Source organism: Streptomyces sp. NPDC043427 (assembly GCF_056436655.1).
In genome coordinates this window covers 102,516-123,085 of sequence record NZ_JBWKCC010000009.1, presented here as the reverse complement: position 1 = coordinate 123,085, position 20,570 = coordinate 102,516, and the positions used below count along the sequence as shown (strand labels likewise).

Below are 20,570 nucleotides of genomic sequence, written 5' to 3'. Positions count from 1 at the left end.
ATCCCACCAGTCAGCAGACCCTTCTCGGCAGGCACCTTGCAAGGCATGGCGGCGCCCTCTCCATGTCACGGCAGAAAGAGCTCGTAAAAGGATCTTGGGTATCGGGGCTCGTCGAGCGTGGCTGGTGTGACGATCCGGCCGTTCGTGGTGCGTGAGCGGGCGGCCGGGGATCGTGGACGACAGTCTTTTGGGTGCGGTCAAGCCGCTACTGCGGCTGAGCGCCGCGTGGTGTGCACCGGGCAGGACGTCTGGGTGAACAAGACTTGGGCCGCCGACAACGAGATCACGAAGGAGCTGATCGGAGGGCATCCGGGGCCGTAACCGGCTCTGGGACCCCCTCTCCCCGCGCAGCGATCAGCGGTCCCAGCAGCTGCGTGCCCGGCCCCACCCGCCCGCCGGGTCCGGGCAGTTGCGTCGTGTCGGCTACCGTGAGCGGCTCCCGGCAGGCGTCGCAGGCCATGACCGGCGAGGCCAGGTGCCCGCAGGTGTCGTGGCGGATCTGGGCGGGCGGCCCCGCGGGCCCCGCGTACCACTTGTCGCCCCAGGCCATCAGCGCCAGCAGGACGGGGTAGAACTCCCGGCCCTTCTCCGTGGCCACGTACTCCTCGCGTGGCGGGGCGGCCTGGTACCGCTCGCGCGTCAGTACGCCCTCCTCGACCAGCCGGGCCAGCCGCGCGGCGAGGGTCTTGCGGGACAGGCCGAGGTCCTCCGCCAGCTCGTCGAAGCGGCGGAGGCCGAGGAGGACGTCGCGCATGATCAGGGCCGTCCAGGCGTCGCCGAACAGATCGGTCGCGCGGGCGATCGAGCACGCGACGCCGGAGAGGGGGGTGCGGGTCACGAGCCCATCGTATCGCCGCCGGGTTCCCTCAGGGAACTTGTGGATGCTAGGTTTACTGAGGGAACCCGACCCGCCACAGAGGGAGCCTGCCATGGCCACCGGCCCGCACATCGCACTCGACACGGCCGGACCCACGGCCGTCGACGGCCGCCACATCCGGGCCCTGACCTTTCAGTCCGTACGCCTTGAGTACCTGCGGCACGTGCTCTCGGAGGCGGGCCTCGCGGCGGCCGGCAGCCGGGCGCTCGTCGTCGGCAGCGGGCGCGGCCTTCTGGCCCGCGGCCTCGCCCGGCTCGGGTTCGAGGTCGTCGCCGCCGACCCGTCCCCCGCCGCGACGGCCCTCGCCCTGGACGCGGACGACGGGCTGGGCATCACGTACCTGACGACACCCGCGGAGGGACTCGACCTGCCGGGCGGCTCCTTCGACCTCCTGTACTGCGCCGACACCCTTGAGATCACCGAACGGCCGGACGCGGTCCTCGCGGAGGCGGCGCGCGTGCTGAGTCCCGGCGGGGCCTTCGTCTACGACACGGTGAACCGCACCCCTGTGTCCCGCCTCATCTACCTCGGCGCTTTCCAAGCCTTCCCGGGCACACGGATCATGCCCCGCGGCCGCTACGCCGCACACCGGCTGCGCCGCCCGGCGGAGCTCGCCGAGGCCCTCGACCGGGCGGGGCTGTCCGCGAAGGACGTCTCGGCGTTCAAGCCGCGCGACGTACTCAGCCTGGTGCGCGCGACGCGCGGTCGCAGGCGTGGCACGCTGGCCGACGAGCAGCTGCCGGAGCTGGTCGACATGGTGCTCGAGCCGGAGGGCAGCCCGGTGGTGACGTATCTGGGGTACGCGATCCACCGGGCATGAGCCACACCCCCGGCCCGGGCCGGCCATCCCAGGCGCACCGCAAAATGGCGCCGGTAGTTTTGCCCAGTCGGACTTGCAATGAGGCCGGAACGCGATGATGGAGCGGCATTCTTCAGGCGCCGCCAGCAGATGAGGCTGCAGGCCAACGAGGAGACGGCGTCGTGGAGTTCGAGGCGACGTTCCCAGCGCACGGCCAGGCGCTTGAACTGGTGAAGCAGGGCGAAGGTCTGCTCGAAACAAAGCGGGGCACGCCCCGCGGCTGCAACCCGGCTCCGAGTCAGTGATCCTACGAATGATCGGGACCGACCCCACCACCAAGGTAGGGAGCCTTTTCAGCGCTGAGTGGCCACACTGAAAAGGCTCACGATCTCCCACGGCTTCCGCCGCACGAGGGTCACCCCCACACAGCACGGAATCACGTACAACTCCACCGTGCCACAAGAAGATCAGACTGCAAGGACCCCTAAGACTCGGTAGCCAGACGCACCCCCAGCCCGACCAAGAGCGCCCCGGAGGCCTGTTCCATCCGGCGCCGAACGGACTGTCGCTGAAGCACTCCTCCGACACGTCCGGCCAGCCAGACCAACGGTAGGTACCAGATCAAGTCGACCACGGCCCAGATCACCGAGAAGGCGAGCAGCGTCGGAAGAACAGGGGCTCCATGCGGAACGAACTGCGGGAGGAAGGAAACGGCGAACACGCCGGCCTTCGGATTGGCGAAGTTGGTGACGAGGCCTTGCCAGTACGCCTGCCGAAGCGACACGGCGGTTTTTCCCGCTGGTCCCTGATCCGGCCGGCCAGCTCGCCTCGCCTGCCACAAGGCACGCGCTCCCATCCACACCAGCATCGCTGCGCCGGCCATCCGGATGATGTCGTAGGCGACCTGCGAGGCCAGCAGCAGGGCGGAGAGACCGAAGGCCGCGGCGAGGCCCCATAGCAGCACGCCGCACTCGTTACCCAGGACCGTGGCCATGCCGGTCCTCCGGCCGTTCACCACCGCTCGGCGCAGGATCACAACGGTGCTTGGCCCTGGGACCATGGCGATCAGGAAGGCCGCACCGACGAACGCAAGGACGGAAGTCATCATCGAGGCAGCATCGCCAAGCGTGTTGCTGCGCCACAAGGCTCTTGTCGGCCCAGCTGCGGACGTGTTCCGCAGATCGTTCAGATCGTCCGTCGAGGGGAAGACCACAGTCGGGTTCACGCCGCTGAGAAGGCGTGGAATCGGATGGACACGGCTCGGTACGGTGGCCGATGATCTCCGGCATGATCCGGGCTGCCACTGTGGACGACATCGCGGAGATCCGCGCGATGATCCGCGAACTCGCTGAGTACGAACGGGCTGTTGAGCAGGCCCGAGCGACCGAGGAGCAGCTTCGCGAGGCGCTGTTCGGAGAACATCCCGCTGGTTTCGCACTGATCGCTGAGGACGACGAGACGGGCGAGGCCGTCGGCGATGCCCTGTGGTTCCCCCGTTTCTCGACCTGGACCGGCACGCGCGGCATGCACCTGGAGGACCTCTACGTACGGCCGCACGCCCGAGGTGGAGGACACGGCAAGGCTCTGCTCGCCTCCCTGGCCGCGGTCTGCCGGCAGAACGGCTACCAGCGCTTCGAGTGGTGGGTCCTGGCCTGGAACGAGCCGACGATCGACTTCTACAAGTCGCTCGGTGTGGAGCTGCTGAACGAGTGGACGGTATGCCGGCTGAGCGGTGAACCACTCAAGGAACTCGCTGCCCAGGCCCCGGCAGTCCTCAGCCAGACCCCGGCCCCGTAGGACGGAGGGTCATGCAACCTCCTGTCGCAGCTGTGATCGAAGCCCACCGGACGCTGGAAAGGGTCGTGGCCGCACTGAACGACCAGCAGGTCGCCGAGGCATCCGCCCTTCCGGGGTGGTCACGCGGCCACGTCCTCGCGCATCTCACCGACAACGCGAGAATGTTCGCCCGCCTCGCGGAACATGCCCTGCGCGGTGAACTCGTGGCGGGATACGACGGCGGGGTCGACGAGCGCAACGCGATCATCGAGGCGACGGCTGGCCGCAGCGCAGCCGAGCACCGCGCGCAACTCGCCGCGCACACGGCCGGGCTGGAGGCAGCCTGGGCACGCGCCACCGACGGCGACTGGAGCCGTCCAGTCACGTTCCGCAACGCGGACCTTGCCGCCACCGTCTTCGCACGCTGGCGCGAGGCATGGATCCACATGGTCGATCTGGACCTCGGCGTGCGGCCGGACGACTGGCCCGAGGACCTGGCCGCACACGCCATCGACTTCCTCCTCGGCCGTCTCCCGGCAGGCACTCGCGTTCATGCCGAGGACGTGGGCCGCCAGTGGTCCGTCGGCGACGGGCAACCGGGCACGGCGGTTACCGGAGGCGTGCGCGACCTGGCGGCCTGGCTGGCCGGACGTACGCCCGTGGTCTCACCGATGGCGGCAGCAGAGGAGCTGCCGACTCTCGGGCCCTGGCCGCCCCACCCTCCACAGCGCCTGGACCGGGTGTGACGTCGCCACCGGGCACGGCGTGAAGGGCGGCGCCGATCTTGGCCCGCGCGACGGAAAGAACTCCCCGCGTCGCACTGTAACCGCGTGCCCGTGGCCAGCCGACAGCCGGATTCCGTTCTCGAAAGAAAGGAGCGCCATGCGCGCCGACATCGTTTGGTGGGACCTGTCCGCCTCCGGACAGACCATAGAGTCCATGCGTGAGTACTTGCGTGAGGAATCCGTCGCCGCCTTCTCCGAGGTACGCGGGCTTCGCTTCAAGATGTGGCTCTCCGATCCGGACACCAACCGGTGGGGAGCCGTTCTGTTGTGGGAGTCAGAAGAGGCATCCCAGCAGGCGCTGCCCAGCCGGGCGCTCGAACTCGTCGGCTACCCACCGGAAGTCGTGCACGGGTTTGACGTGGAGGCCACGACCGAGGGCCGATACGAAACGCAACGACTCGCCCTGCAAGGGCTGGCCTTCGCCGAAACCAGGCACAGAAAGTCAAGTTGAGGGCCAACGAGAGCGGGTGCCGAGACCTCAGCCTTCCCTTGTTCCGCCGCGTCCGCCATTCGCGACTACCTCAGACAATGCCACGCCCTCCATGCGTTCAGGAGTCGTCGCCGTGACTGCAGGCGGCCCCGAAAGGCGGACCGCGGGATGTCAGCGCAGTGCGACCTCGCCTGCGTGGACGGCACGCAGGGCGGGCTCGATCGTCTCCTGGTTCTCGCCGACCGGTGCCATGTAGTCGAGGACATCGCGGGCGGCGTCCTCCCCGGGCATTCGGGTGATCACCCAGGTGGCGAGGTACTGCGACGCCGGACAACCGCCCGCCGTGGCCATGTTCCCCTCCGCGTGGAACGGCGCGTCCAGCACGGTGACGTCGCAGGCTTCGACAAGGGCCGGCTCTTCATGTCCGTACAGGCGGGCGTGCCATCCCATCCAGCAACCGGAGCCGGGCGAGCACCAGCGCGCCGGAGCACTGCGCCCGATCAGCTGCCGCGAAGGGACGGCTCACCCAGGCTGATGGGCTTCGTAACTGACGGGCGACATCGCCTATCACCGAGTGTGGACGGCACTTGGTGATCACAGGGCAGGAAAATGTCGAACGAGAACTGACACCGGTCATGGGCGCACTGCGGTGCGACGCTGATGAGGATCTCCGGAACCTCCACCGCGGCTCGGTTGATCCACCAGACTTGTTCTTGTTCCCCAACGGAGAAGGGTCGGCAGGCATGGCGAACAGCGCACTTCTGGTGATGGACGTCCAACGGGACGTGGTGGCCATCGCCGATGACGGTTCCGGATATCTGCCGCGCTTGCGCAGGGCCATCGACGGTGCCCGGGCTGCCGGTATCACCGTGATCTACGTGGTGCTCGGGTTACGGCCGGGCGATCCAGAAGTCAGCCCCCGCAACAGGGTGATGACAAACGCCGTGCGAGCCGGCCTGTTCACCGAGGGGGCCCCTGGCACCGAGATTCATCACGACGTCGCGCCCCAGCAGGGCGACGTGGTGGTCACCAAGAGGCGGGGGAGCGCGTTCTCGGGCAGCGACCTCGACTTGGTGCTCAGGGCTCGCGATATCGACAGCCTTGTCCTCACCGGCATCGCCACCAGCGCCGTAGTGCTGTCCACCCTGTGGCACGCCATTGACCTGGACTTCGACCTCACCGTCCTGGCGGATGCCTGCCTCGACACCGACCCCGAGGTGCACCAGATGCTCACCGAAAAGCTGTTCCCGCAGTGGGCGGATGTCGTCGCCGTCGAGGACTGGCTCAAAGCCATCGCACCGCAATAGCGGGAGGCCGTCGGGACCCTCGCGTGTGGGCCAAACGGCATCGCCTCCCGTCGCAGGCCGGTTTCGATCAGGCGGATCGAGGGGGAGAGCTGGTACCCGTCGGCGGGTCGGTCGTACCAAAGGTTGTTGTGGTAGGCGGCCCAGATGTCGTGGGCGCGTGCGTGGGGGAAGAGGGCTGCGTTGAGGGTGTGATCGGGATGGTGGTGGCTGAAGACCACGTCGGTTACCTGCTCGGGGCTGATTCCGGCGGCGGCGAGCGGGCCGAGGATGAGTTTGCGGTCCTCGACCATGCCGGGGTCGACGACGACGATCGTGTCGCCGTCGTGCAGGAGGGAGACGGTCGAGGCGACGTGCCACGGTTCTCGCGGCCGTCGCGGTGGGCGTTGCGTGGGTCGAGGCTGTCGTAGCCGGTGGTCAGCAGGGTGAATGTGGCCGTCATGAGCCGTGATGGTCCTTCGTTGATCGTGGGGAATGGCCGGATGGAGCTGGATGGAGGGCGAGGTGGGCCATCCATGCCGGGGGCTTGAGGGCGTGCGCAGCCGCGCCCCGCCGCGGATCCCGTGGACCGTCGGCGGGGCGGGGATGGCCGAACTCAGTCGGCGGTGGTCCGGGTGCGGCGGGCGTAAGCGCGGGCGGCGCGGGCGCGATCACCGCAGCGGATCGAGCACCAGTGGCGGCGTCCGGCGCGGAGCAGGTAGCGGTTGCAGGGGGTGGAGGGGCAGGCCGTCAGCCGTTCGGCGTCGGGGCCGGTGAGCAGGTCGGCGGCGTCGGCGGCGAGGATGCCGAGGGCTTGGTCGACGATCTGGTCGATGGGATGTGGGGCGGTGCGGTGCATGCCGCGGACGGGGTCCCAGCCGAGCGGGGAGGCGGTGGGGACGCGGGTGAGGGCGTCGTTGACGGCGGTCAGCGCGGTGGTGGGGGCGGGGTGTCCGCCGACCTGGGCGGCGAGCAGGGCGCGTACTTGTTCGCGCAGGGAGCGCAGGCGTGCCGCGCAGATCTCCTGCAGACCGGCGTCCGCAGGGGCCAGGTTGTGGTCGACCAGCCACTGGTTCGCGCCGGACGGGGTGCCCAGCGCGTCGAGGAACTGGCCGCCGGGGAGGGCGATGGCGCTGTTGGCGAGGTCGAGCGCGGGGTAGAGCTCGGCGCCCGGGGCCGGCGGCAGACCGGGATCGACAGTGTCGGCGGTGGCGGCGGTATCGGTCTCACTCACGCTTCTCACGTTACTGCTTGCCTTCATCCGTGACAAACGCCTATGGTCACGGATGTAAGCCAATCTATCCGTGAGGTGATTTCGTGATGACCGCAACCGGTGCGTCCAGCGAGCAGGTACCCGTCCATGTCTTCGGCGGTCCGACCGCGCTCATCGAGTACGGAGGGCTGCGGTTCCTGACCGACCCGACCTTCGACGCCCCTGGCACCTACCCCTCGGGGCTGACCAAGACCGCGCCCGCCTCCGCCGCGCCCGCCGCCCTGGGCCGCATCGATGTGGTGCTGCTGTCGCACGACGAGCACGACGACAACCTCGACGCCTCGGGCCGGGCCCTGCTCGCCGATGTCCCCCTGACCCTGACCACGCCCAGCGGCGCAGGCAGGCTGGGCGGCACCGCACGCCCCCTGAAGGACTGGGCGTCCATCGAGCTCGACCGTCCCGGCGGCGCCACGATCACCGTCACCGGCGTCCCGGCCCTGCACGGCCCCGGGGCGCGCGAGGACCTCGAACCGGTCGTCGGCGAGGTCGTCGGCTTCGTCCTGACCGGTGACGGCCTGCCCACCGTCTACGTCAGCGGTGACAACGCCCAGCTCTCCCTGGTCCGCGAGATCGCCGACCGCTTCGGCCCGGTGGACACCGCTGTGCTCTTCGCCGGCGCGGTCCGCACCGATGTCCTGGACCGCCAGCTGCTCACTCTCGACAGCGCTCAGGCCGCCGAGGCCGCCCGCATCCTGGGCGCCCGCCGGATCGTGCCGGTCCACTTCGACAGCTGGGCCCACTTCACCGAGGGCCGCGAGCAGCTCGTGGACGCCTTCACCACTGCCGGGTTGATCGACCGCGTGGAACTGGCCTGACTCCGCACGCCCCGGCCGCTGCGGTGCCTCACGAGCGCACGCAGCGGCCCTTCTCCTGGCCGGCCATCCCGCACCGGGCCGGCGCACCCCAGAAGGATTCCCCCGACCCCATCAAGGGCACGGCCCGCGGATCTGCTCCCGCGCCGCTGTCCGTCCTCGACACGGCCCTGGCCGGCTGTGACATCAGCGCCGCCGAGGCCCTGTCCGGCAGCATCGCCCTGACTGAACTCGCCGAGAGCGGCTTCACCCGCTACTGGATGACCGAGCACCACTCCATGCCCGGCGTGTCCTCAACCTAAGTAACTGGAACAATGGCAGATCTTGCAGACGTCACCGGGGAGATTCGACTGTGAAGGTCGGACTGGCACGTTCCGCCGCGATCCAGTGGGTCGCCCAGCATGCCCAACCCGATGCTGGCTTCCGGGGTGCGTACTTCAGCGGCTCGACCGTCGGGCTGCCGGACGACACGGAGCTGTCGCCCTCCTCCGACATCGACATCTTCGTCGTCACCGCCCAGGAGGACCCACCGGCCAAGCCAGGGAAACTTCGCTTCCAGGACGCCCTGCTGGAAGTCAGCTACGTGCCCTGGACCGAGCTCGACTCCGCCGACGATGTCCTCGCGTCCTACCACCTGGCGGGCAGCTTCCGCACTGACGCGATCATCGATGACCCCACCGGCGATCTGCACAAACTGCACGCACACATCTCGCGCCACTTTGCCGCCCGCCCCTGGGTCCGCCGCAGATGCCAGGATGCCCGCCACCGGGTCGAAACCCGCCTCGCTGCGATCGACACCTCGGCGCCGTTCCACGAGCAGGTGCTCTCTTGGCTGTTCCCCACCGGCGTGACCTGCCACGTCCTTCTCGTCGCCGCCCTGCGCAACCCCACCGTCCGCTTGCGCTATCCGGCCGCCCGCGAGGTCCTCACCGACTATGGCCACCTCAGCCTCTACCCGGAACTTCTGAACCTTCTCGGCTGCTCACACCTGCCCGCGCAGCGTGTCCAGCACCATCTGCGTGAACTCGCCGCGACGTTCGACGCCACCGTCCAAGTGGCGAAGACCCCGTTCTTTTTCAGCAGCGACATCACGCCCACCGCACGGCCGATCGCGATTGACGGAAGCCAGAGGCTCATCGACTCAGGCGACCACCACGAGGCTGTCTTCTGGATCATCGCGACCTTTACCCGCTGCCACACCATCCTGGCTGCCGATGCCCCCCAACTGCACGAAGCCCTCGCCCCGGCCTTCCAGGCGGCCGTCGCCGATCTCGGCATCAGCTCCACCCGTGACCTCATCCACCGGGCCGAAGAGGTGACCCGGTTCCTGCCCCGGCTCTGGCAGACCACCGAGGACATCCTGCGCAGCAATCCCAACATCACCGAATAGCAGAGAAAGACATTGCCTCGGCCCGAGCGGTGTCAGTTCTCATCGACATTGCACGGCTCGGCGATCGACAAGTGCTGCCCAAACTCGTAGACAAGTGGTGTCTGTTCCCGCCTACGAAGCCAGCACCGTATCGGGGACCTCGGCTTTCCCGAGCCTCGAAGCCGCGCTGGCGTGCCCGCTCAGTTGCATCGTCGACGTGCTCGGAGAGCACGTGCACGTGACCGTCGCCGCCGGTGTGCCGGCCGTTGCCGGAGCGGTGACGACGTAGTCGAAGGTGGAGCTCGCGCCTGGGGCGAGGGTGCCGTTCCATGCCGCGTTCGTGACGGGCCCCTGTCGGCGGCGGCCCTGGAGAGTGTTGCGTTGAGGACGTCGGGGCGATGCCGGAGGCGTTTGAGCCGGATGCGTACGAGGGTTTCGAGGCGGTCTGCTCATACGCTGGAAGCCGAGGCGGGTGGCGAGCTTGAGCCAACGCTCGTTGGCTGTCTGGGTCACTACCAGGACCGGCTGGTCAGGCAGCTCGTCGGCGGCGGCCCGCAATGCGGCTGAGGCGGCCTCGAACGCCAGCCCGGCGCCCCAAGCGGTGCGTCGTAGCAGGTAGGTCAGTTCCAGTTCCCCACCCTCCTTGGTGACATGCCCGGGAAGGTCGGCGGAGCGTCGGTCGAGCGTGAGCGTCCCGATGAGCTGGTCTGTCGTCCTGTCGGCGATGACAAACGTGCCCGGCTGGTTGGTCGTGTCAGTGGTGCCGATGGCATCGAGATACTGTTCGACAGCGCTCCGCGGCCTTGAGCCGCCGAGGTAGAGCCGGACCTGTGGATCGGTCTGAAGCTCGATGAATCCGTCGCGGTCGGCGTCGTGTGCTGTGCGTAGCCGGAGACGGTCAGTGGTGATCTCGGTGGAGGACATCGCGGGTAATGGGTTCATGGGGTCCCTCCTGGCTGAGCACCTTGCCGTTCTGCCCGCGGGACTCCCGGATTCCGTTGCATTCGGATCAGTGCCGGCATATTGCCCGCCCGGATCGCTACGGATTTCGGATCGCCAGGGTGTTGTTCACTGAACTTCCTGATGCTGACGGGACGTTGGCGGTAGTCCGTGGTGTGTGAGGTATACGGATGGGGGCGGGCTGACACCGGCGGCACGCCGACGCCGGGAGGCGGTGCGGATGCAGGCCGCGGAGCTGTTCACCAAGAACATCAAGCCGCTGCGGCTCTGTCGCACCTGCGGTTCACCTGGTCGCTGGCCAGGGACGGGATCGAGCTGGCCCGGGGTGTGCCGCCCACCCCGGACGTGGCGGCCGGGGGACAGGGCCGGCTGCAGCTGCCCCCGCTCGACCCGTCGGCGCGGGACGAGGACGGCGAGCTCTGGCTGACCGTACAGGCGGAGTTGGCCAAGCCCGCCGACTGGGCGGCCGAAGGGCATGTGGTCGCCTGGGGCCAGCTCCAGCTCTCCGAGGTCGCCCGCGGTCGCCCGACCGGTGCTACGGTCGCGGCCCGTACCGAGGGCGAGCACGTCCTTCTTGGCCCCGGCCGCTTCGACAGGACTACCGGCAGTCTGCTGGGCATCCGTGCGGCGGCTCTGCGAGGTCCGCGATTGAATCTGTGGCGGGCCCCTACGGACAACGACCTGGGCTGGCCCCAGCGCGACGCCGCCTACTGGAAGGGCCGCGGCCTGGACCGGCTGCGGCACCGTACCGTGTCCGTCGAGGCCGGCCCGGACGGCCTGACCGTCGTAGTACGCAGCTCCGCCGCCGCAGCCGCCTGCGGCTACCTGACCACCTACCGCTGGGACAGCGACGGGGAGAGCCTGCGCGTGCGCGTCCACGCCGAGCCGGTCGGCCACTGGCCGGAGCGGGGCGACGACTTTGGGGCACCGCCGCCGCAGTTGCATGTGAGCGGGGAGCGAAGGTGACGGCGGTGATGCCGAACCCAGCATGGTCGCCCGGGCCGCGCTGGCGGCTCCGGAAGCTGACGTGCGGCTTGCCGCTCTGCCCCGCCTGCCGTTCGCCGACGACGAGTTCGATGCCTTGGTCGGCAACTTCGTCCTCGATCATGTCGGACGGCCTCGGGAAGCCCCGAGGGAGTTGCGACGGGTTCCCCTACCTGCACACGTTCAGCCAGGTGATCATTCTGGCCGTCCAGTGCCCAGCCCGGCGCAGCAGCCGAGCGCTGCCGCATGACAGGGCGAACGTTGCTGATGCGGCACTAGCTAGGTGGTCGTCGGTCCCTGGGCGGCCAGGACGACGGATGCCAGGTCTGCGCCCGCTCGGAGGAGCTCCACGGTTCGTGTGGCGATCTGGTCAAGACGCTGTTGCAGGATGCGTTGGGTCTCTCCCAGGCCCTCGAGGTGCTGCAGGGAGCCCATGATCTCGCGTACCGCGGGAATTCCGTAGCCGGTGCTGCGCAGGGCCGCGATGATTCGGGCCGCTCTGATGGCTGACAGGTCGTAGCGGCGCGCTCGCAGGGACGTCACCCGGTCGGGGGTGACAAGCCCTTCCTGCTCCCAGAACCGCAGGGTCGAGGGGCGTATATCAAGCGCTCTGGCGAGCTCCGTGATCGTCATCGCGTCGCTCTCGTGTTCGAGCTCGGGAGTGTTCGCTTCGGCTTGGATCGCACGCAACGCTTGTTGAGCGCGCAGGGCCTCCTCGCGTTCACGCGCGAGCCGAACATGTACCGCGTTGATCGCTGAGGCTGCCTCCGTGATCGTCTCGGTTCGCAGTTCCGCGAGCATCTGCCGGGCTGTGACAGGCCCAACAGCACCTGCGAGTCCTCGATAGGCGCGAAGCGCGTGCACATGCAGCGGCGTGTAGGACCGGTAACCGTTGCTCGATCGAGCGGCTGGGGGAATGACTCCCAGCCGCTCAAGGTCGCGAACCTGTTGCACCGAGTACCCCGACTCCACGGCGACATCGGCGGTTCGGAGCGGTACCCGTTGCGAACCGCTCACCGCCTCGCCCATCAGCCAACCCCACACAAGCACTTGAAGGTGATCCTGGAACCATGAGTATGGAACAGATCATCGCGACCGTGCGAGGCTTCGTCGGGGCGCTCGTGGTTCTCCCGGAGCCGGGCGGCGGCTTCCCCGAGATCGCGTGGGGGGATGCGTTCTTCTACTACGCCCCCGACGGCCAGATGCCTCAGAACGTCCAGCCTTACGGAACGATCGTCACCAAGAACTACCCCGACGACGCCGCTTCCGACCTCGAGCCCGCAGGCCGCTGGCGCGTGAACATCCACGCCGACCGTGCGACGTTCCGGGAACTCACGGGGGAGGATCCGCGCAGCCTCACCCGACCTCGCGACTACGCAGCCGCCGACAGCGTGATGCCGCACCCGGTGTACGGGGCACTCGGCTGGATCTGTGTTGTCAGTCCTGGTGAGAGGACAACGGACACGGTCGTGCAGCTCCTGCGCAGCGCCCACGACGCCGCTCGTGCCAGGTGCGCGCGGCGACACGAACCGGGAAGGTCTCCGGACGATGACTGACACGGTTCCAGATCAAGTGACTTGGAAGCGAACGTTGCCTGATGCGTCACTGGGCCGTACCTCTTCGATCAGGGACTTCGTTGTTCTGGTCATGCTCAGCAGGGGGAATCCGACTGACGGCGAGTGGGCTTTGCTGGAGCCGCTGCTACCGGTGAGCAGCAACCGATGCGGTCGCCGGTGGGATCACCGTCAAGTGATCAACGGGGTCATTCACCGGCTCGGCACCGGGGTGCAGTGGTGCGAACTGCCCGAACGCCTCGGCCCGTGGAACAGGGTCCCCAAGCGGCGTTTGCCGTGGTCAACCGACGGCACCTGGGAGATGCTCCCTCAGCACGTCCAGGCCGCTGCCGACGTCGGCGGCGACCTCGCCTGGAACGTCAACGTCGGCTCCACTTCCATGGACAAGATCCGCGTTCCCCGCAAGGGGCTCGGACGTCCCCGCCGCACCCCGGACAGCGTGAGCGCCGATAAGGCGTACAGCAACCGCAAGATCCGCACCCACCTCCGTAAGCGCGGCATCCGGCACGTCATCCCGGAGAAGAAACAAGTGAGGGTACGTCTACCTCGGCACCGTCACCGCCGTCCTGCGGCGCCTGGTAAGCGCGCGGGTACGTCGCGGCAAACCCGTGCCCCGGAAGGTCGACGGCGACGGAGCGGTGCCCGAGGAGGCCGGTTCGGCTTGGAGCGGTGCGAAGGAGAAGGAGTTCGCGAAAGCTCCGTGAACCAGTACGAACGTCGGTTGCATCTATCTGCTCACTTTCTGACCCTCGCGGCGTCGACGGCACACGCGTCGCCCTTCCGGTGCCGCGAACCACCTCGCGATCGAGGAACGAGTCGTCGCCCCGCGGCGCACCATTCCCCCGCGGAGACGACTTCGTGCGTGGCAAGCGCCAGCGGTCAAGCGCGGAGTCACAAGGGCAGCCTGCGAACAGCTGCCCGTATCTGATGGTTCACAGTACTCAGTGAAATATCATCCGCATTAGTCGGACGAGTCCTTCCGTTTGTGTACTTCGCTACCCGTCCCCGCGCGACCTTGGCTTCGACGGACGGGCGTTCTCCTCACCGCTGTTGCGCCCGGACCATTTCCGCCATGTTCCGGTCTGCGGGAATCCGGTATGAAACCGGTGGAACCTGGCCACCGTGATCCGGAAGCCCGACTACAGCCTCTGACGGGCGTCTCTCCGCCGAAGATCGAAGAGACGGCCTTAGCTGGCGGGGTGGGTTGCGCGGACGCAGCCGAGATCGGGCGTCAGCGCGGCGGCGCCGTCATGTGGGGGAGAGGTAAGGAGGGCACGGTGCAGGCGTGCGGGGTGGCGCCACCGGCGGGAGGCATCGCGGGCGAGTCGACGCCGACTTCCACCGCCAGCTCGGGTTCCACCGGCGTGACGTCCAGCGTCTCCCGGCTGCCCCACCCGGCGGAGAACGACCAGCCGTCCACGGATGACCGCACTCGTCCGCATCGGCGAAGACCGCTACGCCGGCTTCACAGGATGCTGGAGCCTTCGGGCCTCCAGATCAGCGAAGACGACTTCACCCTGCTGTACGGGCCCGTCCTCGCCCGGCTCTTCGTGTGCGTGGAGTCGAGGGGGGCGGCGGCGTACCTTCGACTTCGCGGACTGCGAGATGCCCGGCCGGCACCAAGACCTGACGATCGCGGTCGCGTCGCGGATCGGCCCCGGGGGGGGGGGCCTGCGCACCGGTGCCTCGGCGCTGGCCATGTGGGCGCCGTTGCGCCGGTTCCTGCGGCCGGCGGCGATCCGCTCGCGCAGTGCGGTCACGTCGGCACGCGCGGCCGCCAGCAGGCGCCGCAGCTCGCCCTCCGAGTAGCCGACGCCATGTCCGGGAACCAGGCCTGACCCGTGCTGCCCGGGGCGGCTCCGCAGGGCGGCAAGGGACGGCCGGCTGGGAAACCCACCACGACACGGCCACAGACAATCACCGGGATACGCATCAGGCAACCGAGCGACAGCGGAGGGATCTTCAGACGGCTGCCGCGAGATTGCTAGGGATCGCCTCGGGACAGACGATGCCGCACTTCCGTGCGCGCTGGTGCTTGTGAACCGCGGTCGCGCTTCCAGCGCCCCTCTCACGGGCGGTTTGGCATCCGGAGCAGGGCAAGCCCTGCCACAGGACAGTGACACACGGATGGCTGCGGGGGAATGACCTGACCATCGGGGCGGGAGCCGTCCGCATGCCTTCCGTCGACCCCTCAAGGGCCCACGCTGTCCCGCCCTGGACCTCACGGACCAGGGCGGGTTAGTCCCGTGCATGCCGACGCGCGTGCATCATCCAGGCCAGTGACCTCTCGACCACCCAACGGTGGGGCAACACGATGAAGCCCAGGGCGCGCCCCGGATCGTCTTGGCTCAGCCCAGCGTGTCCATCAGGGCGGTGACATAGGCGTCCAGCCGCTCCTCCACGGCTCGCGTCGTCAGGTCTGTCCTCCCTGCCTCCCGCCATGGCCGCGACACCGACCGCACTTCTTCCGAGGACGCCAGCCCGTCCCGTACCAGCCAGTACAGCCGCTCGCTCGCTGTCGCGGCCAGCACCCCTCCGGCCTCCTCGTACTCATCGGCGAACCGCAGACCCCACGCCGGGCCGTGCAGCAGCGCGAGATTGACGGAGCAGTGCGCCACATCGAGATCCGCCGGGCCCCAGGAGGTCGCTGCCCAGTCGACGACACCGGTGATCCGGGCACCTGCCGGCCTTGGGGGCGGCCCGTCGAACAGCACGTTGCCGGGGTGGAAGTCCCGGTGCAGGAATCGCCCTTCATAGGGCGGGGCGGGCTTGCGGATCACGTCGATCGCCGCGGCCCACGCCGCCGCGTCGGCGCCCTTAGGAGTCACGACGGTGTCGGCGGTCGTCAACGCCACATACGTGCGGGGTCGCTCGGCGGGTTGCAGCGCGTGGATCGCCACGAGTTGACGAGCCAGCAGAGGGAGGCGCGTCTCCAATCCCTCATCATCGAGGACCGTCCGGCCCGCCAGATGCGTCATGAGGAGCGACGGATACTCGCAATGCGCGGCGGTCGGATCAGCCGCGACCAGTCCAGGGGCCGGCACGCCGGTCCCCATGAGCAGGGTCAGGGCGCCGGCCTCCCTGTTCAGCCAGTCCTCGGCGTGCTCCACGTAGAACGCGTCAACGAAGCTACGCAGCACCAGGTCACGGGTGCCTCCATCCCGCCTGCGGATGGTCAGCCTCCGCATTTCGGCTGTGATGCCGCCGTGTAGTGCCTCGGTTCTGACGATCCGTTCGCCGACCTCCAGGTGTCGGCTCACCCAAGCCAGTGTCAAGGGTCGGACAGCCACCGCCTCATCGTGGTCGGTCACCGTGCCACCTCATCATCCGGACGGCGACACGCGCGAACGTTTATTGGACGCGATGGCTGTGCTGCTCAGTCAGAATCACACCGGCACGAGACGGACCGTAGCCAGCACCGACGCCCGCGGGGCGATCTTTCCGTGAACCCCAGCGGCAGCCGCATCACACAGCCGGGACCCCGGCTGCCTCGCCCGTCGGGAAGAGCCCTCCCATGCGGTGCCCGTCCGCGAGTCACCGTGATGAGGGCGTTGGGCGAGCGGGTCTGTCCGCACCCATAGCGAGGGGTGGGGAATTTCAAGGGTTCTGGCAGCACTTCCGTGAGGCGAGCACGGGCAGTCATGGCTGACGCTCGGATCGGTCTCCGCGGGGTTGCGGTTGCCTCAAGATGGTCAGTGCGGATCTCGTCCTGGTCGACAGTGTCGGCTGACGATCACCCGTAGAGCGAGTGGGCTCCCGGGCTGTTGCCCTTGAAGCGCTGGCCCGCGGCGATCTCCCCGCCGACCACCGACCAGACGGTCTCGTCGTCCTGGAAGGGGAGCGGGTCAATGCTGCTCGTTTCCTGACAGATGCGCTCGACCTCGCGCTCCAGGCGCTCGAAGTCGGCTTCCTCGTCGCCATCGTCGCCGCTGACGGTGAACTCCTCGAGCAGGCGCTGGAACCGGAGGGTGACATGGACGAGGGAGGAGACGTCCGTGTGGAGTTCCTGCACGGTCTCCTCGTCGGCGTCGAAGGCGTGCACCTTGCCGGAAGCGGGGTCGAGGGCGAGGTGGGCGTTGAGCAACCAGCCGATGACGGGCCATTCGCCCGCGTCCTCCGAGGCGTCCTCGAAGTCCTCGGCGTCGACGACGTCCTGGACGAGGGCCAGCCGACCGGAGTCCTCGTCGGGCTCACGCAGCCGGAGCGTCCCGGTGGGGACGCCGACGGTCCGCAGGAGGCGGGCGCCCTCGGTGTCCGCGGTGGAGGGCGGGAAGGCGGTGGCGGGCAGGGTCGCGAGCCGGTCCTCGCCGAAGATGTCGGCGAGTTCGCTGCGGGTGACGTCGAAAAGCACTGCCGGAACTCCGAACTCGGCGGCGGCACGGGCGCCGTGGGACTCTTAGTGGACGCAAGCGGTCACAACGACAGCGCCCGCTTCTCTTCACATGTGCTGATGAGCGAACCAGGAACTCGCTGAGCTGCCGAATCACGGTGTGCGGGAGCGCCTCAGCAAGCTCGATCGTCAACACTGGTCCGCTCATGGCTCGGAGCCTACTGACCTTGGAAGCGCGGTGTCGTAGGGCTGACGCCTCGTGATCCAGGGCGACGAAAACACGGTCATCGCTCACGACCTGCGGGTCGACATCCGGTCTATTCAGCGTTGGTGCAAGGCTTGGTCGCTGGACGGGCCGAGAGCCCTTGCGGATGCCTCGAAAGGCCCGGCATCGCTGCCGCTGCTCAGCGACGAACTGTTCGCCGTGCTGGAGCGTGAGCCGGCCAATGGGCCAGTGGCACATGGCTGGCCGGACCAGCGCTGCTGCCTCTCGGTTCTGGCACAGATCTTGGGAACCGGTCGCGGAGGGTCACCGCAGTGCTCGATCGCGAGGGTTCGGATTCGAGTGAGACCGCGTACGTCCCACCGTCTGTCAGACGTAGGTGACGCTCCATCAGGGTCTGTGACGGCATCCGCCATGGTCGGCTCTGGCCCGTGACCTACCGGTCGGTCAAGAACGCCCGGGACGGGGAGTCACGGTGCTGGGGGAGCGGCGCTGGCGCAAGCCCCACGTGCTGTATGCCGACCGCGGTGACGACCACGACCTGTACCGTCATCGGGCTGCGCGAGCGCGGCATCCTCCCGAAGATCGCCCAGCGCGGACAACCGCATGGCTTGGGCCTGGGCAGGGTCCGGCGGGTTGCCGAGTCTGCCGTCGCCTGGCTCCACGGCCGTCACCGCCTACGAACCCGCTGGGAAAGATGACCTGTAAAGGTCGAGCAGCACGCGGTGCAGTCCTGGACTGGTGATCACTTGATGTGTCCGGTGTCGGGGTCCACCTGCGAGAGGAAGTCCCGAATGGCCTCCTCGAGGTCGGCCCTGCCGACTTGCGTCGGAGGGTGGCTGCGGAACCCGAACCCGTACTGTGGGTCGGGCCCGGTCAGCCAGGTGAAGTCGTACGTGCCCGGGCTGTCGTCCGGCTGGCTGACCTCGAACTCTTCACCGTCGACCGAAATCCGCAACGGCTCGTCCGCCGACATCACGACCTGCTTTCTCTGCCCGGAGATGAGAGCGCACGCGGCCCCAACTGCGCTTGCCACGATCACATGCGTGTCTGGATCACACAACGGTAAACCCCGACTTGACCACGCCCAGGGCGGCCGCGGTCGGCGCCGGCCACGTCCACAGGCGGCCTGGACATGCTCAGTGGTCGCCGGTGTGCGGGCGCACGGGGCGTGGCAGTGGCTGACGCCAGTCGCCCAGCGTCGTGAGGAGAAACTGGCGGGCGAGAGAACGTATTTCGTCCCACGCCGGATCTGTGGCCAGGGCGTCGCCCCAGAGGCCGGCGCGGCAGGCAGCATCGATCTCGCCGAGGCGACGGCCGATGGCCTGAAGATCGCGCAGATTCCTGTGTTCGAAGGCTCCGCGCTCCGCGATTTCTTCGGAGACGCGGCAGAAGAGCTCCACCTCTTCAACGACGGACTCCGTCTCCAGCTCACGCTCGCCCAGCCAGGCAAGTTGATCCTGGGTGTCGGCTGCGAGGAGGGCCATGAATCGCAGCGTCAAGGTGCGCAGGTGCGCGTCGCCGAGATGGTTCATACCTGCAGGATCGCACCTAGGGCCTCTCGTTTGGATCATGCCGTGCTCGCGGGCCCCGGCACCGCGCCTCGCCGCGTTGTCGTCGGTTGGCAGGGCTCCGCCCTGCCGCCCTCCTCCGCCTTGCGATGCACGGCACCGGACCCCGCTCCCTGATCCGGCCTGATACAAACGAAAGACCCTAGCTCCCGCCAGGCCGTGTTCGATGGCATGGAAGGGCGGCAATGGCTGGCACGCGACGGCCGCCACTGGCGCGACGGTCACCACGGCCGCCGGCGTCATCGAGGTCAAGGCCCCACGGGTGACGACAAGCGCGTCGACGAGTCCACGGGCGAGCGCAGGCTTTCCAGGAGCGAGATGTCTGCGACGGGGCCCTGGGGTTCTGGAAGGCCCTACGGGAGGTCTTCCCCGAACCCGCGAACACAGTTGTTGGGTGCACAAAACGGCCAACGTCCTGGACGCCATGACGAAGTCGGCTCAGCCGGTGGTAAAGGAGGCGATCAAGGACATTTGCAACCCCGAGGGCCGTGAGGCCGGCCGAACAGGCGATTGAGACCTTCGCCAAGCTGTATCCGCGAAGTTCCCCATGGCCGACACGAAGATCACTCACGACTGGTACGTGCTGCTGAAGCTCTTCGACTACCCGGCCGAGCACTGGATCCACCTGCGGACCACCAACCCAACGAATCGACCTTCGCCACCGTCCGGCTCCGGCTCCGCACCAAGGTCACCATGGGCGCAGGCTCACGCGCGGCCGGTCTCGCGATGGTCTTCAAGCTCGTCGCCTCCGCCCGGACCCGTTGGCGGGCGGTCAATGGGGCCCACCTTGTCCCGCTCGTCCGAGCCGGAGCACGCTTCGAACGCGGCCTGTTGGTCGAACGCGGCGAGGCGATCGCAGCGTGATCGGCAGCTTTCCGTCCTACGATCACGGGTGCTTCAGATCAGACGGCGATCGTTCGGACGGGTGATGTTGAGATGACCGCAGAAGCGTTAGCGATCTTGCAGGCGGCCGGAGCTGAGGGGATCGAGCACCCCGGCGGAACACTGCTGGCGCACCTGCAACGAGTCAGCGCCCTTCTCGCCTCGTGGGGTGCTCGCTCGGCGCTGGTGTCGGCCGGGCTGTGTCACGCGTTCTACGGGACCGACGGGTTCCCGGTCGCGCTGCTGGACTTGGAGCGCCGGCCGGAACTGGTCGAGGCGATCGGCGTCGAGGCCGAAGCACTCGTCTACTCCTACGCCTCCTGCGACCGCAAGTCCTCTTACCAGGGGCTGACCGATATCCAAGGCGCGTTCGTCGACCGGTTCACCGGCACACGGATCCATCCAAGCCTGGAAGCGCGTCGGGACTTCGCCGAACTCACCGCCGCCAACGAGCTGGACATCGCCGCAGTCAGCCCAGAGGCCCGTACCCGCTACGGGGCGGACCTACTTGACCTGTTCACTCGATGGCGGCCGCTGCTGTCCGAGTCGGCCTGGGCGCACTGCCGAAGCGTGCTGGACCAGGCCGATCACTGACCGACCAACACCTAAGGCCGGCAGGCACATCCACAGGAATTGACACTT

Annotated in this window: 23 protein-coding genes and 7 pseudogenes; 17 read left to right on the top strand and 13 right to left on the bottom strand. The window is 68.3% G+C overall.

Translation table 11 applies throughout. The annotated features are described in order from the left end of the window. Positions 1 to 283: 283 nt before the first annotated feature. Positions 284 to 838: a winged helix-turn-helix transcriptional regulator gene (locus tag AC067M_RS17675; protein ID WP_478697887.1), complete on the bottom strand. Its 555-nt coding sequence runs from the start codon at positions 836 to 838 to the stop codon at positions 284 to 286. A gap of 91 nt (positions 839 to 929) precedes the next feature. Between AC067M_RS17675 and AC067M_RS17670 the strand changes: the two genes are divergently transcribed. Both AC067M_RS17670 and AC067M_RS17665 read left to right on the top strand, forming a co-directional pair. Continuing rightward, a complete protein-coding gene (locus AC067M_RS17670) occupies positions 930 to 1,697 on the top strand; it encodes a methyltransferase domain-containing protein (RefSeq protein WP_478697886.1) in 768 nt (255 codons plus the stop codon). Between the two features lie 161 nt (positions 1,698 to 1,858). Beyond that, on the top strand, positions 1,859 to 1,981 hold the full coding sequence (locus AC067M_RS17665; RefSeq protein WP_478697885.1) for a hypothetical protein: 123 nt from the start codon (positions 1,859 to 1,861) through the stop codon (positions 1,979 to 1,981). 179 nt (positions 1,982 to 2,160) lie between these two features. Here AC067M_RS17665 and AC067M_RS17660 read toward each other — a convergent pair whose 3' ends face one another. After that, positions 2,161 to 2,784 (bottom strand): LysE family translocator, encoded by a 624-nt coding sequence (locus tag AC067M_RS17660; protein ID WP_478698010.1) that lies wholly within the window; start codon positions 2,782 to 2,784, stop codon positions 2,161 to 2,163. A gap of 179 nt (positions 2,785 to 2,963) precedes the next feature. On the opposite strand from AC067M_RS17660, the gene AC067M_RS17655 reads away from it, so the two are divergent. The 3 genes from AC067M_RS17655 to AC067M_RS17645 all read left to right on the top strand — a co-directional run bounded on the left by AC067M_RS17655 (position 2,964) and on the right by AC067M_RS17645 (position 4,688). Further along, the gene (locus AC067M_RS17655) at positions 2,964 to 3,473 is read left to right on the top strand and encodes an N-acetyltransferase family protein (protein WP_478697884.1); all 510 of its coding nucleotides are present in this window, start codon (positions 2,964 to 2,966) and stop codon (positions 3,471 to 3,473) included. A gap of 11 nt (positions 3,474 to 3,484) precedes the next feature. Continuing rightward, on the top strand, positions 3,485 to 4,198 hold the full coding sequence (locus tag AC067M_RS17650; RefSeq protein ID WP_478697883.1) for a maleylpyruvate isomerase family mycothiol-dependent enzyme: 714 nt from the start codon (positions 3,485 to 3,487) through the stop codon (positions 4,196 to 4,198). Between the two features lie 136 nt (positions 4,199 to 4,334). After that, the gene (locus AC067M_RS17645; protein ID WP_478697882.1) at positions 4,335 to 4,688 is read left to right on the top strand and encodes a hypothetical protein; all 354 of its coding nucleotides are present in this window, start codon (positions 4,335 to 4,337) and stop codon (positions 4,686 to 4,688) included. Positions 4,689 to 4,838: 150 nt separating this feature from the next. Here AC067M_RS17645 and AC067M_RS17640 read toward each other — a convergent pair. Beyond that, positions 4,839 to 5,183 (bottom strand): annotated as a pseudogene (locus AC067M_RS17640) (AraC family transcriptional regulator); the annotation flags it as partial. Positions 5,184 to 5,410: 227 nt separating this feature from the next. Here AC067M_RS17640 and AC067M_RS17635 point away from each other — a divergent pair. Beyond that, on the top strand, positions 5,411 to 5,974 hold the full coding sequence (locus AC067M_RS17635) for a cysteine hydrolase family protein (protein ID WP_478697881.1): 564 nt from the start codon (positions 5,411 to 5,413) through the stop codon (positions 5,972 to 5,974). Positions 5,975 to 6,135: 161 nt separating this feature from the next. Here the strand turns inward: AC067M_RS17635 and AC067M_RS17630 are convergent. Both AC067M_RS17630 and AC067M_RS17625 read right to left on the bottom strand, forming a co-directional pair. Then, positions 6,136 to 6,264 (bottom strand): annotated as a pseudogene (locus AC067M_RS17630) (MBL fold metallo-hydrolase); the annotation flags it as partial. Positions 6,265 to 6,566: 302 nt separating this feature from the next. Beyond that, a complete protein-coding gene (locus tag AC067M_RS17625) occupies positions 6,567 to 7,184 on the bottom strand; it encodes a CGNR zinc finger domain-containing protein (RefSeq protein WP_478697880.1) in 618 nt (205 codons plus the stop codon). Between the two features lie 86 nt (positions 7,185 to 7,270). Here AC067M_RS17625 and AC067M_RS17620 point away from each other — a divergent pair, with 86 nt between their 5' ends. Genes AC067M_RS17620 through AC067M_RS17610 form a run of 3 tightly spaced genes read left to right on the top strand, consistent with a single transcriptional unit; the run spans position 7,271 to position 9,425 of the window. Continuing rightward, complete coding sequence (locus AC067M_RS17620; protein WP_478697879.1) at positions 7,271 to 8,038, top strand: MBL fold metallo-hydrolase; 768 nt, start codon at positions 7,271 to 7,273, stop codon at positions 8,036 to 8,038. A 23-nt stretch (positions 8,039 to 8,061) separates the two neighbouring features. Continuing rightward, positions 8,062 to 8,337 carry a hypothetical protein gene (locus tag AC067M_RS17615; protein ID WP_478697878.1) on the top strand — a complete coding sequence of 92 codons (276 nt, stop codon included), beginning with the start codon at positions 8,062 to 8,064 and terminating at the stop codon, positions 8,335 to 8,337. 50 nt (positions 8,338 to 8,387) lie between these two features. Further along, complete coding sequence (locus tag AC067M_RS17610; RefSeq protein WP_478697877.1) at positions 8,388 to 9,425, top strand: hypothetical protein; 1,038 nt, start codon at positions 8,388 to 8,390, stop codon at positions 9,423 to 9,425. A 111-nt stretch (positions 9,426 to 9,536) separates the two neighbouring features. Here the strand turns inward: AC067M_RS17610 and AC067M_RS17605 are convergent, their stop codons facing one another. Next, positions 9,537 to 10,346 (bottom strand): GNAT family N-acetyltransferase, encoded by an 810-nt coding sequence (locus AC067M_RS17605; protein WP_478697876.1) that lies wholly within the window; start codon positions 10,344 to 10,346, stop codon positions 9,537 to 9,539. Positions 10,347 to 10,521: 175 nt separating this feature from the next. Here AC067M_RS17605 and AC067M_RS17600 point away from each other — a divergent pair. The 3 genes and pseudogenes from AC067M_RS17600 to AC067M_RS17590 all read left to right on the top strand — a co-directional run. Then, positions 10,522 to 10,638, top strand: a pseudogene (locus tag AC067M_RS17600) (IS630 family transposase); the annotation flags it as partial. Next, positions 10,632 to 11,330, top strand: a complete 699-nt coding sequence (locus AC067M_RS17595) for a beta-galactosidase domain 4-containing protein (protein WP_478698009.1) — start codon at positions 10,632 to 10,634, stop codon at positions 11,328 to 11,330. The pseudogene AC067M_RS17600 and the gene AC067M_RS17595, both read left to right, overlap by 7 nt. A gap of 22 nt (positions 11,331 to 11,352) precedes the next feature. Beyond that, positions 11,353 to 11,598: a methyltransferase domain-containing protein gene (locus AC067M_RS17590; protein WP_478697875.1), complete on the top strand. Its 246-nt coding sequence runs from the start codon at positions 11,353 to 11,355 to the stop codon at positions 11,596 to 11,598. Positions 11,599 to 11,627: 29 nt separating this feature from the next. Here the strand turns inward: AC067M_RS17590 and AC067M_RS17585 are convergent, their stop codons facing one another. Then, positions 11,628 to 12,377: a MerR family transcriptional regulator gene (locus AC067M_RS17585; protein ID WP_478697874.1), complete on the bottom strand. Its 750-nt coding sequence runs from the start codon at positions 12,375 to 12,377 to the stop codon at positions 11,628 to 11,630. A 47-nt stretch (positions 12,378 to 12,424) separates the two neighbouring features. On the opposite strand from AC067M_RS17585, the gene AC067M_RS17580 reads away from it, so the two are divergent. Then, positions 12,425 to 12,904, top strand: a complete 480-nt coding sequence (locus AC067M_RS17580) for a DUF6194 family protein (RefSeq protein ID WP_478698008.1) — start codon at positions 12,425 to 12,427, stop codon at positions 12,902 to 12,904. Continuing rightward, positions 12,897 to 13,214 (top strand): annotated as a pseudogene (locus AC067M_RS17575) (transposase); the annotation flags it as partial. The gene AC067M_RS17580 and the pseudogene AC067M_RS17575, both read left to right, overlap by 8 nt. 271 nt (positions 13,215 to 13,485) lie before the next feature. Here AC067M_RS17575 and AC067M_RS17570 read toward each other — a convergent pair. The 4 genes and pseudogenes from AC067M_RS17570 to AC067M_RS17555 all read right to left on the bottom strand — a co-directional run. Further along, positions 13,486 to 13,649: pseudogene (locus tag AC067M_RS17570) on the bottom strand (alpha/beta fold hydrolase); the annotation flags it as partial. A 504-nt stretch (positions 13,650 to 14,153) separates the two neighbouring features. Next, a complete protein-coding gene (locus AC067M_RS17565) occupies positions 14,154 to 14,354 on the bottom strand; it encodes a hypothetical protein (RefSeq protein WP_478697873.1) in 201 nt (66 codons plus the stop codon). 916 nt (positions 14,355 to 15,270) lie between these two features. Further along, the gene (locus AC067M_RS17560) at positions 15,271 to 16,182 is read right to left on the bottom strand and encodes a phosphotransferase family protein (RefSeq protein ID WP_478697872.1); all 912 of its coding nucleotides are present in this window, start codon (positions 16,180 to 16,182) and stop codon (positions 15,271 to 15,273) included. A 473-nt stretch (positions 16,183 to 16,655) separates the two neighbouring features. Beyond that, positions 16,656 to 17,273: an SUKH-4 family immunity protein gene (locus AC067M_RS17555; RefSeq protein ID WP_478697871.1), complete on the bottom strand. Its 618-nt coding sequence runs from the start codon at positions 17,271 to 17,273 to the stop codon at positions 16,656 to 16,658. A gap of 698 nt (positions 17,274 to 17,971) precedes the next feature. On the opposite strand from AC067M_RS17555, the pseudogene AC067M_RS17550 reads away from it, so the two are divergent. Further along, positions 17,972 to 18,170: pseudogene (locus AC067M_RS17550) on the top strand (IS5/IS1182 family transposase); the annotation flags it as partial. A gap of 50 nt (positions 18,171 to 18,220) precedes the next feature. Here AC067M_RS17550 and AC067M_RS17545 read toward each other — a convergent pair. Both AC067M_RS17545 and AC067M_RS17540 read right to left on the bottom strand, forming a co-directional pair. Beyond that, positions 18,221 to 18,511: a hypothetical protein gene (locus AC067M_RS17545; protein ID WP_478697870.1), complete on the bottom strand. Its 291-nt coding sequence runs from the start codon at positions 18,509 to 18,511 to the stop codon at positions 18,221 to 18,223. Between the two features lie 103 nt (positions 18,512 to 18,614). Beyond that, positions 18,615 to 19,010 carry a hypothetical protein gene (locus AC067M_RS17540; protein WP_478697869.1) on the bottom strand — a complete coding sequence of 132 codons (396 nt, stop codon included), beginning with the start codon at positions 19,008 to 19,010 and terminating at the stop codon, positions 18,615 to 18,617. A 356-nt stretch (positions 19,011 to 19,366) separates the two neighbouring features. On the opposite strand from AC067M_RS17540, the pseudogene AC067M_RS17535 reads away from it, so the two are divergent. Continuing rightward, positions 19,367 to 19,910 (top strand): annotated as a pseudogene (locus tag AC067M_RS17535) (transposase); the annotation flags it as partial. Positions 19,911 to 19,982: 72 nt separating this feature from the next. Then, complete coding sequence (locus tag AC067M_RS17530; protein ID WP_478697868.1) at positions 19,983 to 20,522, top strand: DUF6817 domain-containing protein; 540 nt, start codon at positions 19,983 to 19,985, stop codon at positions 20,520 to 20,522. The last annotated feature ends 48 nt before the right edge of the window (positions 20,523 to 20,570 follow it).